Below are 13,190 nucleotides of genomic sequence, written 5' to 3'. Positions count from 1 at the left end.
CAAATTACCAAGATTACGATAAATTGCCAAAATTCTGATGTCAGGGACGTTATCTATAAATGTGTTTGATTGTCAGTGGGTTACAAAAAAACATCGAAGAAAGATTATTCTAGAGGATACATACTATGGCTAGTGAATCGAGCGGCGTGGAAATGCCGATTGTTGACGGTCTGAGCCACGTAAACACTTGGCTATCAGATAACTCGGATCTATTGATTCAATACGGTGTCAATATTATCTCCGCACTACTGATTCTGTTTATCGGTAATCTCGTGGTGAAAGCAGTCGCGGGCAGTGTTTCGAAAGTCCTGAAGAAAAAAGACATGGATCCGGCAGTCGTCGAATTCGTTCATGGTTTGGTGCGTTACCTGCTATTTGTGATTGTTCTGATCGCGGCGTTGGGTCGTATCGGTGTTCAAACTGCGTCTGTGGTTGCCGTGATTGGTGCCGCGGGTTTAGCAGTTGGTTTGGCACTGCAAGGCTCACTGTCGAACTTTGCGGCGGGTGTCCTGATTGTTGCGTTCCGTCCATTTAAATCGGGTGACTACGTTGAAGTGGCCGGTGTGGCGGGTTCGGTGGATTCGATTCAAATCTTCCAAACTATTTTGAAAACACCAGACAACAAGATGATCGTTCTGCCAAACTCGGCTGTGATTGGTGGTGCGATTACCAACTACTCTCGCTACGACACGCGTCGTGTGGACTTCCTGATTGGCGTCTCTTACAAGGCGGATCTGAAAAAGACCAAACAAGTGCTGCGTGAAGTTGTTGAACGCGATCCTCGCGTGCTGAAAGAGCCAGCCGTGAACGTATCGGTACATGCTTTGGCTGACTCATCCGTGAACCTGATCGTGCGTCCTTGGGTGAACAGTGCCGATTACTGGGCTGTTTACTGGGATCTGACTCAAGCGATGAAAGAAGCGCTGGATGAAAACGGTATCGAGATTCCATTCCCACAAATGGATGTGCATCTCAACAAGCTCGACTAAGCTTGCAGCGAATCACGATAACGGAGGCGAAAGCCTCCGTTTTTTTATGCCAGCATGATGATTGGATTCGCGATGTTGGCGAGCAATTTATCCAGATCAGCGCCCGAAAAGCCGAGCGTGAGATGAGGATGGCCGGGGGTAAACAGCAGCTCTTGTTTGTGCAGCAGCGCTGGATCAACAATCACTGGAATGGCTTGGGGCAACACAAACGGGCCAACTGCGCCGGGGAGACAGCGGGTCACTTCGGTCATCTCCTCATCACTGCAAATCGACGGCCGCTTGCCGATTAACGCTTTGATGGCTTTGGCATCCAAACGTGCATCTTTCTCGGTAAACAGCAGGGCGTAGCCACCACCTTTGAGTTTCAGAAACAGGCTTTTGGTGTGCGTGCCGGTCCAGCCCAGCTCTTGAGCCACCTTTTCATCGGTGGCGAAGTCCAAAATCGGTTCATGTTGCCATTGTTGAAATGGCACTCCAGCTTGATGAAGCAACGCCACATTGGCTTGATACAAAGTTTCTAATGCCGACATCGTGACTCCTTAGTGCCATAACTGATACAGGTTGTTGGTCAGGGCGAGGGCAATCCCAAACATCATCAGCGCCACACCGATATCAATCGCTTGTTTCACTTTGGGTTTGGAGAGGGTTGGCGCTAATTTTGCCGCGCCAATCGACAACGAATAAAACCACACAAACGATGCCATGATGGTGCCGATGGCAAATGACAGGCGATCGTTACCCTCAAACTGGCCACCAATCGAACCTAAAATCACCACCGTATCCAAATACAAATGCGGGTTTAACACCGTGACGGCCAGCGTGCCGAGAATCACCGCTCGGCGACCGCGTGCGGTTGTGGTGGTGGTGTTTTCGTCGCTCGGTTTGGCAAAAGCACTTTTCCACGATTGCAGGCCATAAAAGGTCAGAAACGCAATGCCGCCAAGGGTGACGAACGTCAGCAGCCATTCGCTTTGCGACAGAATGGCTCCTCCACCAAAAATACCCAGCGAAATAAAAAAGATGTCGAGGAAACTGCAAATGGTCGCGGTGGTCAGGTGATGATTCCGTTTGATGCCTTGATTGAGTACATACGCATTTTGCGCGCCAATCGGAATGATCATGGTGGCACCGAATCCAAAGCCCTGAAGCAAGATCCACAAGTTCATAGTTATATTCCAAAAGTGATTAAATAGTTACCTGAGAGCAAAAATAAGGGATAGTTAAAAATAAATAAAACTAATAATATTAATAAGTCATTAGGATTACTTATGGTGAAAGCATGCGTGGATTAGATTACCGTTGGATAGAAGCGTTGGACGAAATTATCGCCCAAGGCAGCTTTGAAAAAGCGGCGGAAACGCTGTGCATCTCTCAGTCCGCTGTGTCTCAGCGAATTAAACAATTGGAGAAATGGTTGGCACAACCGGTGTTGGTGCGTCAGTCTCCGCCCAAAGTCACTCCGGCAGGGCAAAAGCTCTTGGGCCTGTATCGCCAAGTGTGCGTGCTGGAGCAAGACATTCTGCCGCAATTAAATAATGATGGCGCAGACAAGGCGGTATCGGTGTCGATTGCCACCAACGCCGACAGCCTCGCCACGTGGCTGTTGCCCGCGTTGGCCCCCTTGATCACGCCCGGCAAAGTGGAAATCAATCTGCTGGTGGATGATGAGCACCGCACGATTGAGAAACTCAAAAACGGCGAAGTGGTGGGGGCGATTAGTCAATCTGCGAAAACTATTCCGGGGTGCCAGGCGGTGCTGCTGGGCAACATGCCGTACTTGGCGGTGTGCTCGCCGCAATTTTATCAGCGTTATTTTGCACATGGCGTGACTGGCGCGGCGCTGGATGTGGCGCCTTCGGTGGCGTTTGATCAACAGGATTTTATCAATGAACGTTTTGTCCATGCCTGTTTGGGGCACGACATGCAAAGTGAGATCAAACATTCGGTCGGCAGTTCGGAAGCGTGTGTCAAAGCGGCGCTGCATGGCTTTGGGTTTGCGTTGATCCCCAAAGTGCAGATTCGAGAGGAGTTACAGCAAGGGCTGTTGGTGGATATGTTGCCGGAGTATTTCGTCGATCAAAAGCTCTATTGGCACCATTGGCAACTGGAAAGCGGCCTACTGAAAACCATCTCGGAGTCGATTGTCAGTTATGCCCGACAAGCGTTACCGCAATAGATGACACCCCTGTGGGGAGCGCTTGCGAGCAAAGTCAAAGTTGTGTGATTTTCACCGCCATACGCTTCGAACGCGCATTATTTCACCTATGATAGAGCCAATGATTTTGACCGGATCGTCATGCAGACGACCGGATTTTGGCTAGGTCACCTAGCGTAAACCGATAAGGTAAACGGCATGAAATTGATCCCTCAGCTTGCGATTGTGGCGTGCTTATTTGGCGCAGCCAGCGTTCAGGCGCAAGACCCTAACTTTCCGCATTTGGTGACCACTGGGTACGGTGAAGTCGTCGCAAAACCAGACATGGCGCAGTTCTCTGTGAAAGTGACGGAAACCACCATGAATGCCGAGCAAGCTAAGGCTGCGGTCGATAAAGTGGTGACGGCATTTACCGCGCAGCTGAAAGCGACGGGCGTCAATGCGCAGCACATATCCAGCTCCAACCTCTATTTGGCACCGCAATACCATTACCCGAAATCCGGCCAACCGGAACTGGTCGGCTACCGCGCGTCACGCAGTGTAACGGTGGAAGTGGATGATGTGGCCAACCTGAACCAGTATTTGGATGTGGCGCTGGCCAACGGCATCAATCAAGTTGATAACGTGCAGCTGAAAGTGCGTGATGAAGCGAAATACCAACAGCAAGCCCGCATGGCGGCGATTGAAGACGCGAAACTGAAAGCGCGCTCGATTGCCAAAGGGTTCAAACGCAACTTGGGCGGCGTGTGGCGAATTGATTACAACACCATGAATCCGCAGCCCGTGATGATGCGTGCGATGAGCATGAATGAAAAAGTCAGCGCGAGCGATACTTATCAGGATGCCACGTTGGTGATTCGCGATCGCGTGGATGTGATTTATAAACTGGCAGAATAAACACCCCATCATGCGGTAAACAGCCAGGATCATGCTCGATTCTGGCTGTTTTATTTCGACACAATCAAAACCGAGTCTGCGGTCGCTTTTTTATTCAGTGCGCCTGAAATGGTGATATAGTACCCACCTTCTTTTTCGCAGGGATGATAGTGCAGGGTCATGAGGTTTTCGAGAGTCGTCATATTTCTTCTCATCGCCTGTACGCTGATGACCACCGCGATTACCGCGTATTACGTGCAACGCTATCAGCAGCTCAAGCAGAGCAACATCATCCAAACCGCGCGCGAAGCGCTCAATCAGCTCACCTACAGTGAGCGCGAATTCTCCCGGATTCAAGAACAGCTATTTTCGGTCGTTGACCTGTTAGGTCATAGCCAAAGCACGTACGACTTCGCTCAGGCGCCAACCCCACAGCATCAATCTCGTTTGGCGGGCGTGTTTATGTCGGTCGCCAAAAGCCAGAAATGGTACGACCATATTCGCTTCATGGATGTGCAGGGGCAGGTGTTGATTCGCGTCGATTACTCGGCGGCTGCGCATCAGGCCAAAGCGGTTGAGACTGAGGAGCACTACCAACAGAGCACATTGCTGCGCTACGCGCAATCATTGGGGGATGACCAAGTGGGCGCTTGGAGTGGCACACGCCGTGTGAAGCGGGGCGAGACGATGGAGACGATTCCTTCTGTCTGTGTGGTGACGCCCATCAATATGGCTGGCCAGCGGGTCGGGTATGTGATGATTGATGTGGACATTCTCAATCTGTCGAATCGTCTCAGCTACGCGCTGGATGCCACCCTGCGGCCAAAACTGATTTCGAATACAGGTGTTTACCTGACGCCGGAAACGCCGTTCATGCACAACCAAGACAGCGCCTATTCACCGCATCACTTTGCGCGTGAATACCCGTTCACGTGGGCACAGATGCAGCAGCAGGCACGTGGCTACCGCCAAGAAGCCGACCATCTGTTGGTGTTCACCACCATGGCGTTTGCTGACAAGCAGCAACTGCATTTGGTGATCAAACTGACCCAAGCCCAACTCACGCATCGCGTCGCGCGCGATCTGAACGATCTGGTGAAAGAGGGCGTGTTTGTCTTTTTGATCGTGCTGATTTTTGCACTGCCGACCATTTCCATGGCGCTGCATTACCATCGACGGACGATTGAAAGCAAACTCGCGCGTGCGGCGCTCAGTGGCATGTCGGCGGTGATGATCTCTGATAAGTCGCACCAAGTGATCATGGTCAACGAAGAGTTTGAAACGATGACCGGGCTGAGCAGTCATTGGGTGCTGGGACGGAACGCGCTCAAAGTGTTGCTGAGTCACCACGGCATGGATCAGGTGCTCGACGTACTTGAAAAAGTGTCGGAACAGCATAGCTGGGAAGGGGAAGTGGAGTTGGTCACCGAGGATCAGCAAATGCTCACGACCATTGTGCGCATTCAGGCCATTTTCGAAGCGGGTCGCGTGAGTTACTACATCACCTCGATTATTGATATCAGCGAGCGCAAAGCGTTGGAAAACCAACTGCGCGAGCTGAGTGAAAAAGATTCCCTGACACACCTTTGGAACCGGCGCAAGTTCGAACAAGAGCTGCAAACGCAGACGCAACTGGTCGAACGCTATGCCCACAATCATGACGCCTGCTTGGTGTTGATCGATATTGATTTCTTTAAACGCATCAATGATGAACAGGGACACGATCAGGGCGATCGTGTGATCATTCAGGTCGCGCAGATCCTCACGCACCAGCTACGCAGCACCGATTTTATTGCGCGTATTGGTGGCGAAGAGTTTGCGGTGATCATGCCTCACACTGCCATTGACGAAGCGCACCGCGTGGTGGATCGTTTGCGTGCTGCCGTGGCTATCGACCAAAGTCTAACCGTGACCATCAGCGCGGGCGTAACCGACCTGACGTTCGACAGCAATCGCTCGTATAAATGTGCGGACATTGCGTTGTATGAGTCGAAAACATTGGGCCGAAACCGCGTATCGGTCTGCCATAGCAGTGATGATATCGCCTAGTGTCACACTTTTCTGACAATGCGACTAAAGTCTAATTTTTATTCCCGCTTGAGCTAAACTGATTAATAAGTAAACTGTCGATCTTTTCATCGATAGTCGCCCAAATTTGAATGGAGCAGTCACTTTTTCCGCAGTGGGGCGGGGAAAGGGAACGGAAATCGCACACTCTGGGCAAGACGAGGCAGAGTATGGTTAATCATTTTCTCGTGAGGCTCACGATTGGCTTTTTGTTGGTATTAGGATTTAAGCTCAGTGCGCTTTATTTCCTGCCGATGGTGTTATTGCTTAACACCCACCACAAAGAGTTTTTTGGTTGGTAAGAGACAGAAATAAAAAATCGGGGCCATGCCCCGATTTTTTTTATGTGCTGAACCGACTGAATTACAGTACGTGTACAGACGTTGTGTTGGTTGTGCCAGATGCCACAAGTGCACCAGAAACCATCACCACGATGTCGCCTTTTTTACCCAGGCCAGATTCTAGTGCGATTTCTTTACCCAGACGGTAGAAATCATCAGTGCTGTCGATAGAATCCACAACCACTGGAGAAACACCTTTGCTCAGAACCAACTGTGCAGCAGTTTTCTTGTTGGTGGTAACCGCGATGATGTTTGCTGTTGGGAAGTACTTACGTACTGAACGTGCAGATTTACCCGCTTCAGTTGCAACGACGATCAGTGGCGCTGCTAGTTTCTCAGCAGTGTCGACTGCACCTTTACATACGGCTTCAGTGATGCGTAGGCGTGGGCTGTCCAGACGAGAACCCAGTTCCGCTTTCAGCGCTGAATCTGTACGGTTTGCGATTTGAGCCATGATGGTTACGGCTTCAACAGGGTATTTACCTTTCGCAGTTTCACCAGACAGCATGACTGCATCAGTACCGTCCATGATCGCGTTCGCAACGTCGCCCGCTTCTGCGCGAGTTGGACGTGGGTTTTTGATCATTGAATCTAGCATTTGCGTTGCAGTGATAACCACTTTACGTGCGCGGTTACATTTTTCGATCATCATTTTTTGCGCGAAGATAACTTCTTCTGCTGGGATTTCTACACCCAGGTCGCCACGTGCAACCATGATGCCGTCAGACAATTCTAGGATTTCGTCGAAGTTGTCTACGCCTTCTTGGTTTTCAATTTTAGAGATGATTTGAATGTTTTCGCCGCCGTTTGCAGCCAAAACTTCACGAATCTCTTTCACGTCAGAACCTTTACGGATGAAAGAAGCCGCAACGAAGTCAACGCCTTGCTCACAACCAAATTTCAGGTCGTTTTTGTCTTTTTCAGACAGTGCTGGCAGGTTCACAGATACGCCTGGTAGGTTCACACCTTTGTTTTCGCCCAGTGCGCCGTTGTTCAGCACTTTACATTTTACTTCTGAATCAGTTTTCGCAGTCACTTCCATTTCGATCAGACCATCGTCAACCAGAATGGTGTTGCCTACGTTCAGGTCTTGTGCGAAACCAGCGTAAGTCACAGCAACGATGTTTTTGTTGCCAACAACTGAAGTGTCAGTGGTGAATGTGAATTCTTGACCAGCAACTAGATCAACGTCATCGCCGTTTTCCAGTTTGATTGTACGGATTTCTGGACCTTTGGTGTCCAGCAGGATAGCCAGTTGCTTACCTGTGTTTTCCATGACCTGACGGAAGTTCGCAATACGAGTACCGTGCTCTACGTAGTCACCGTGAGAGAAGTTCAGGCGCATCACGTTCATGCCTGCGTTAACTAGTTCAGTTAGCTTCTCTACAGATTCAGTTTTAGGGCCAATCGTACAAACGATTTTGGTCTTTTTCATGGAAGGGTCTCTCCGGTAATAGAAATTAAGAAATAGAAGTTTGGTGCATCGCCCCAAAGTGATCTCGGTGGTGGCAACATGTCGTCTTCAATTGCCAAGTGTAGTTCACGAGTTTCGCTCACTCCAAAGCTGAAAGTCTTTCAACAAGTTTAGTCATTTTATGACCATTTGTTGGGGTTAAAATTTCAGAAATCCGCGACTTAGTCAGGGTAAACGGCCAAAGTTACAAAAATATCACGCCGTATTCTGTAATTTTTTTTCTTTTAGGGTGCGAATTCTACCACTGAACGGCGTCAATATCACTGTTTAAGATTTGTCTTAGGACAAGGTTTTAGCGCGAAATATTAATTTTTTGGATCAAAATAAATGGACATAAATGTTTCGTTTTGATTATACTTCGTTTCGATTCGAAACTTGATAAAAAATAAACCATGTCGAAACGAAATACACAGCTCAGACGTCACGCCATTGCCAACCTCGTGAATGAGCAAGGTGAAGTCAGCGTTGAAGCGCTCTCCAGCCAGTTTGAAACCTCCGAAGTGACCATTAGAAAGGATCTCGCCTCGTTAGAAAGTAACGGTCTGCTGCTCAGACGTTATGGCGGCGCCATTGCGCTTCCCAAAGAGGTAGTCGCCGATGAAATGAGTCCAAAAGTTTCGGTTCGAAAGTTAGCGCTTGCCAAAGCCGCGGCGAAATTAATTCGCGACCACAATCGCATTGTGATCGACAGCGGCAGCACCACCGGCGCGTTGATTGAGCAACTGAACGACAAGCGTGGCTTGGTGGTGATGACCAACGCCTTGCATGTTGCCAACGCACTCAACGAGTTAGAAAGTGAACCGACGCTGCTGATGACTGGCGGGACGTGGGATACGAATTCTGAATCCTTTCAAGGCAAAGTCGCGGAATCGGTGCTGCGTTCGTACGATTTTGACCAACTGTTTATTGGTGCCGATGGCATTGATTTGGAGCGCGGCACGACCACGTTCAATGAGTTGGTTGGCCTGAGCAAGGTGATGGCGGAAGTCTCGCGTGAAGTGATCGTCATGGTGGAATCCGACAAAGTGGGGCGCAGAATCCCCAATCTCGAATTGTCCTGGGACACGATTGATGTGCTGGTGACCGATAAAGAATTGCCCGACGCTGACGTGGCACAAATTGAATCTCATCAGGTGCGTGTGATTCGCGCCTGAGCACAACGAATACCCTCCTTCTCTGACGGGCCTTTTGCTTGCTGCCCCGGCTTGGAATGCCACAGAGAAGCTGAAACAAAAAATAGTTACGGAGTTAATACCATGTGTGGAATTGTTGGTGCAGTAGCACAACGTGATGTCGCTGAAATCTTGGTCGAAGGCCTACGCCGTCTGGAATACCGCGGTTACGACTCAGCGGGTCTGGCGGTGGTTGACAGTGAATGTCAGCTCACGCGCGTTCGCCGTTTGGGCAAAGTGCAAGAGCTGGCGGATGCTGTCGATGCGCAGCACGTGGCGGGCGGCACGGGGATTGCGCACACGCGCTGGGCGACACACGGTGAGCCTTCTGAAGTCAACGCTCACCCACACATGTCGGGCGACATTGCCGTGGTTCACAACGGCATCATTGAGAACTACGAAGTGCTGCGCGAACAGTTGCGTGAGCGCGGTTACGTGTTTACCTCACAAACCGACACCGAAGTGATCGCGCACTTGGTGGAATGGGAACGTCGCACGGCAAGTTCACTGCTCGAAGCGGTGCAAAAAACCGTGAAACAGCTCGAAGGCGCGTATGGCACCGTGGTGGTGGATCGCAAAGATCCGTCTCGTCTCGTGGTGGCGCGCTCGGGGAGCCCGATCGTGATTGGTTTTGGTGTGGGGGAAAACTTCCTGGCGTCAGATCAACTGGCCCTGCTGAGCGTAACGCGTCGTTTTATGTACCTGGAAGAAGGGGACGTGGCCGAAGTGACGCGTCGCGAAGTGAACGTATTCAACACGTTCGGTGAAGCCGTGACGCGTGACATCGTCGAATCGAATGCCGAACACGATGCGGGTGATAAAGGTCAGTTCCGCCACTTCATGCAAAAAGAGATTTTTGAGCAGCCGAAAGCGCTGATCAACACCATGGAAGGTCGCCTGACCAAAGATTCTGTGGTGACTGAAAGCATTGGCGTGCACGCTGCAGACATTCTGAATAACGTGGAACACGTCCAAATCGTCGCGTGCGGCACGTCTTACAACGCGGGGATGACGGCGCGCTATTGGTTTGAAGCACTGGCCGGCGTGAGCTGCGATGTCGAAATTGCATCGGAATTCCGTTACCGCAAATTTGTGACGCGTCCAAACAGCTTGCTAATCACCCTGTCGCAATCTGGCGAAACGGCCGATACATTGGCGGCATTGCGTCTGGCGAAAGAAAAAGGTTACATGGCCGCGATGACCATCTGTAACGTGGCCGGCTCTTCACTGGTGCGTGAATCCGACTTCGCATTCATGACGCGCGCGGGCACTGAAATCGGCGTGGCATCGACCAAAGCGTTCACCACGCAACTGGCCGCATTGCTGATGTTGGTGACGGCGCTGGGCAAACAGAAACACGTGATCGACAAAGCGCAGGAAAAAGAGATCGTCGAAGCGCTGCATGCGTTGCCACAACAAATTGAAGCGGCGCTGGCATGTGAGAAAGAGATCGAAACCATTGCCGAAGACTTTGCCGACAAGCAACACACGCTGTTCCTTGGTCGTGGCGAATATTTCCCGATTGCGCTGGAAGCGTCGCTCAAACTAAAAGAGATCTCGTACATTCACGCAGAAGCGTATGCGGCGGGTGAACTGAAACACGGCCCGTTGGCGCTCATTGATGCCGACATGCCAGTGGTGGTGGTGGCGCCAAGCAATGAATTGTTGGAAAAACTCAAATCCAACATTGAAGAAGTGCGCGCTCGTGGCGGCCTGCTGTATGTGTTTGCCGATCAAGCGGCTGGCTTTGAAGCCGATGCCACAATGAAGATCGTCACCATGCCGCACGTCAGCGACATCACTGCGCCAATCTACTACACCATTCCGATGCAGTTGTTGTCATACCATGTGGCTCTGATCAAAGGCACGGACGTTGACCAACCGCGCAACTTGGCCAAAGCGGTGACGGTTGAATAACGCTCATCGTCAATCATCACTCCCATGGGTCTGTTGTTGAGGCTCATGATGTGAACGAAAAAGCAGTGCTGGTTTCTCCGGCGCTGCTTTTTTTTTGTTGTGTTCGCTCCAAACGGCTTTTTGTTTTGCACGCGCCAAACGGCGAGGACATGGCGGTCTATGCCAACATCGAGATCGTTGATTTGAGCTGGCGTAAAAAGAGGTTCAAGGTCGGATTGAGTGACTCGGTATTCCACGCCACGATGGGCTTCACATGCTCTTGGCACTGCTCGATGGGGATATAAACCACGTTGGTGTGATGATGGCGGTTGTAGTTGGGCAATACGGCGACGCCCAACCCGGCTTCGACCATGACCAACGCGGCTTCAAACGAGGGCACTTTGTGCTTGATTTTGGGCACAAACTGGCCGGAATCACAGATCTTGATCAGCCGATCGACGCCATAAGGTAGATTATTGCTGTAGCTGATCACAATGAACGCTTCCTCTGACAACAAGTCGATCGGTAAGCTTTTGAGATTAGAGAGGCGATGCGTTTTATTGACCACTGCATACAGCGGGATTGGCGGCAGATTGAGATAATCAATGCTGGGATAGTTTTCTAACTCATAGTCGATGGTGAAGATGACATCCAACTGCCCATCAAATAACGCCTTGTAGAGCTGGGTGATGTTGTCGTCGGCAATGTTGATTTCGATTAACGGGTTCTTTTTATAAAAATCACCGAGAATGTCCGCCAACAGGGTATCCCCATGCATCGGCAAAAATCCGACATTGAGTGAGCCTTGAATCCCCATGGCAGCATTTGCCACGCGTTCTTTGCTGGCATGAATATTATTGATGATGTTCTTTGCATCGGAATAAAACACCTCTCCCGCTGCAGTCAGTTCGACGATTCTATTATTTCGATGAAGTAACGTGACCCCTAATTCATGTTCAAGTGCTTTAATTTGCTGACTGATTGCGGTTTGGGAAATAAAAAATTGTTCAGCAGTTTTGGTGAAACTCTTTAATTGAGCGACGGAAAGAAAATACTCAAGCTGTTTAATGTTCATAACAATTTTATTTCCCGGGGTGCATAAGTTTTTCCAATAATACCATTGTGAATGGTTATTGTACATTGAGTCTTCGGCTGATTAATCTTACTTCCATCAGATGCACTGATGTATTTTATTAGGAGTCAGTATGAGTCAATTAAAAGAACTTTCACCAGAAGAAATGCAAGAATCCTATTCTAAATATTTTTTCATGACGATGGCTGAGCAGCCACAAGATCTGCTTGATGAAATAAAGAAAGGGCCGATGGATAGCCGCAATGCATTACCGATTGAAGCGAGAAATGAGCTGTGCAAACCGGGCTATCTCGCATCTGAAGTCGGCTATTGCTCAATGCCAGATGGCACCGCGTATGCGTCGAACATCACGCTCATGCCAAATGTGAGTAAAGAGATGTTTCAATGGTGGTTTGTGTGGCATGGGTTGAATCCGCTGCGTTATAAAATTTGGGATCCTGATGACCACTTTGGTTTGGTGACCGATAAAGTCGAGCAATTGACCAATCCAGACATTCCCATCAAAGAACGCATTTGGGGCGTGACGCATCGTGTGAATGAAGACATCGGTTTGGGCGCGGAAGAGCTGGCGATTCATTTCCAATCGCCCGAAGAGATGGGCTTTGATGTGGCTTTGATGGAACAGCATGGTGTGTCGATCATCTGTGCGAACCTCAATGACACCATGATGTGTCATACCTTTCGCAATAAAGGAACTGGCATCGAATTACGTTCTCGATTTTGGTTTGGCTATAATATCGAAAATAAAAAAGTGGTCAGAAAAATACCGCAGGATGTCGTTATTCCGCTCGATGCCGCCAAAGGATTAACATTTCATAATGTGAAAGAATACAGCAATCTGGCAAAAATATTACCGCTGGTTTATTTAGAAGAAAAAGATAAATTTAATTAATTGTGATATGGGGTGAACGATGATGTATTTTATGTCATTGCTGGCTGGATTATTGGTTGGCGTAATCTATGGTGTGATTCACGTAAAATCACCCGCTCCTCCCGTGATCGCATTAATTGGTCTCCTAGGGATGGTGATAGGAGAACAGGTATTTATTTATATCAAAAGTACTTATTTTTAATCATCATATTTTACTGTCCGTAAAATTATAAATCCCCCCGCCGATACAAGGCAG

General features: G+C 49.6%; 13 protein-coding genes. 8 read left to right on the top strand and 5 right to left on the bottom strand.

Translation table 11 applies throughout. From position 1 onward, the window contains the following. Positions 1–125: 125 nt before the first annotated feature. A complete protein-coding gene (mscS, locus tag VFA_RS01750) occupies positions 126–989 on the top strand; it encodes a small-conductance mechanosensitive channel MscS (RefSeq protein ID WP_004724243.1) in 864 nt (287 codons plus the stop codon). Between the two features lie 44 nt (positions 990–1,033). Here mscS and VFA_RS01745 read toward each other — a convergent pair whose 3' ends face one another. Both VFA_RS01745 and VFA_RS01740 read right to left on the bottom strand, forming a co-directional pair. After that, positions 1,034–1,519, bottom strand: coding sequence for a YbaK/EbsC family protein (locus tag VFA_RS01745; protein ID WP_004724242.1), 486 nt, complete (start codon positions 1,517–1,519; stop codon positions 1,034–1,036). A 9-nt stretch (positions 1,520–1,528) separates the two neighbouring features. Then, complete coding sequence (locus VFA_RS01740; RefSeq protein WP_004724241.1) at positions 1,529–2,155, bottom strand: LysE/ArgO family amino acid transporter; 627 nt, start codon at positions 2,153–2,155, stop codon at positions 1,529–1,531. A 113-nt stretch (positions 2,156–2,268) separates the two neighbouring features. Here VFA_RS01740 and VFA_RS01735 point away from each other — a divergent pair, with 113 nt between their 5' ends. Further along, a complete protein-coding gene (locus tag VFA_RS01735; protein ID WP_004724240.1) occupies positions 2,269–3,165 on the top strand; it encodes a LysR family transcriptional regulator ArgP in 897 nt (298 codons plus the stop codon). A gap of 177 nt (positions 3,166–3,342) precedes the next feature. Beyond that, entirely contained in the window at positions 3,343–4,041 is a 699-nt protein-coding gene (locus VFA_RS01730; RefSeq protein WP_004724239.1) for an oxidative stress defense protein, read from the top strand. A 50-nt stretch (positions 4,042–4,091) separates the two neighbouring features. Here VFA_RS01730 and VFA_RS24130 read toward each other — a convergent pair whose 3' ends face one another. After that, entirely contained in the window at positions 4,092–4,223 is a 132-nt protein-coding gene (locus VFA_RS24130) for a hypothetical protein (RefSeq protein WP_004724238.1), read from the bottom strand. A gap of 25 nt (positions 4,224–4,248) precedes the next feature. On the opposite strand from VFA_RS24130, the gene VFA_RS01725 reads away from it, so the two are divergent. Then, positions 4,249–6,069 carry a sensor domain-containing diguanylate cyclase gene (locus VFA_RS01725; protein WP_004724237.1) on the top strand — a complete coding sequence of 607 codons (1,821 nt, stop codon included), beginning with the start codon at positions 4,249–4,251 and terminating at the stop codon, positions 6,067–6,069. Between the two features lie 381 nt (positions 6,070–6,450). Here VFA_RS01725 and pykF read toward each other — a convergent pair whose 3' ends face one another. Beyond that, positions 6,451–7,863: a pyruvate kinase PykF gene (gene pykF / locus VFA_RS01715; protein ID WP_004724236.1), complete on the bottom strand. Its 1,413-nt coding sequence runs from the start codon at positions 7,861–7,863 to the stop codon at positions 6,451–6,453. A gap of 431 nt (positions 7,864–8,294) precedes the next feature. Here pykF and VFA_RS01710 point away from each other — a divergent pair, with 431 nt between their 5' ends. Then, on the top strand, positions 8,295–9,056 hold the full coding sequence (locus VFA_RS01710) for a DeoR/GlpR family DNA-binding transcription regulator (protein ID WP_038150695.1): 762 nt from the start codon (positions 8,295–8,297) through the stop codon (positions 9,054–9,056). 102 nt (positions 9,057–9,158) lie between these two features. Continuing rightward, the gene (gene glmS, locus VFA_RS01705; protein WP_004724234.1) at positions 9,159–10,991 is read left to right on the top strand and encodes a glutamine--fructose-6-phosphate transaminase (isomerizing); all 1,833 of its coding nucleotides are present in this window, start codon (positions 9,159–9,161) and stop codon (positions 10,989–10,991) included. Positions 10,992–11,148: 157 nt separating this feature from the next. Here glmS and VFA_RS01700 read toward each other — a convergent pair whose 3' ends face one another. Then, on the bottom strand, positions 11,149–12,045 hold the full coding sequence (locus tag VFA_RS01700; protein ID WP_004724233.1) for a LysR family transcriptional regulator: 897 nt from the start codon (positions 12,043–12,045) through the stop codon (positions 11,149–11,151). A 130-nt stretch (positions 12,046–12,175) separates the two neighbouring features. On the opposite strand from VFA_RS01700, the gene VFA_RS01695 reads away from it, so the two are divergent. Both VFA_RS01695 and VFA_RS24265 read left to right on the top strand, forming a co-directional pair. Next, positions 12,176–12,955 (top strand): DAPG hydrolase family protein, encoded by a 780-nt coding sequence (locus VFA_RS01695; RefSeq protein WP_004724232.1) that lies wholly within the window; start codon positions 12,176–12,178, stop codon positions 12,953–12,955. Between the two features lie 19 nt (positions 12,956–12,974). Beyond that, positions 12,975–13,136, top strand: coding sequence for a DUF1427 family protein (locus VFA_RS24265; protein WP_198136101.1), 162 nt, complete (start codon positions 12,975–12,977; stop codon positions 13,134–13,136). The last annotated feature ends 54 nt before the right edge of the window (positions 13,137–13,190 follow it).

This window comes from Vibrio furnissii CIP 102972 (assembly GCF_000176175.1).
Taxonomy (GTDB): domain Bacteria; phylum Pseudomonadota; class Gammaproteobacteria; order Enterobacterales; family Vibrionaceae; genus Vibrio; species Vibrio furnissii.
The sequence above is the reverse complement of the archived record's forward strand: the minus strand, read 5'-3'. Positions and strand labels throughout refer to the sequence as shown.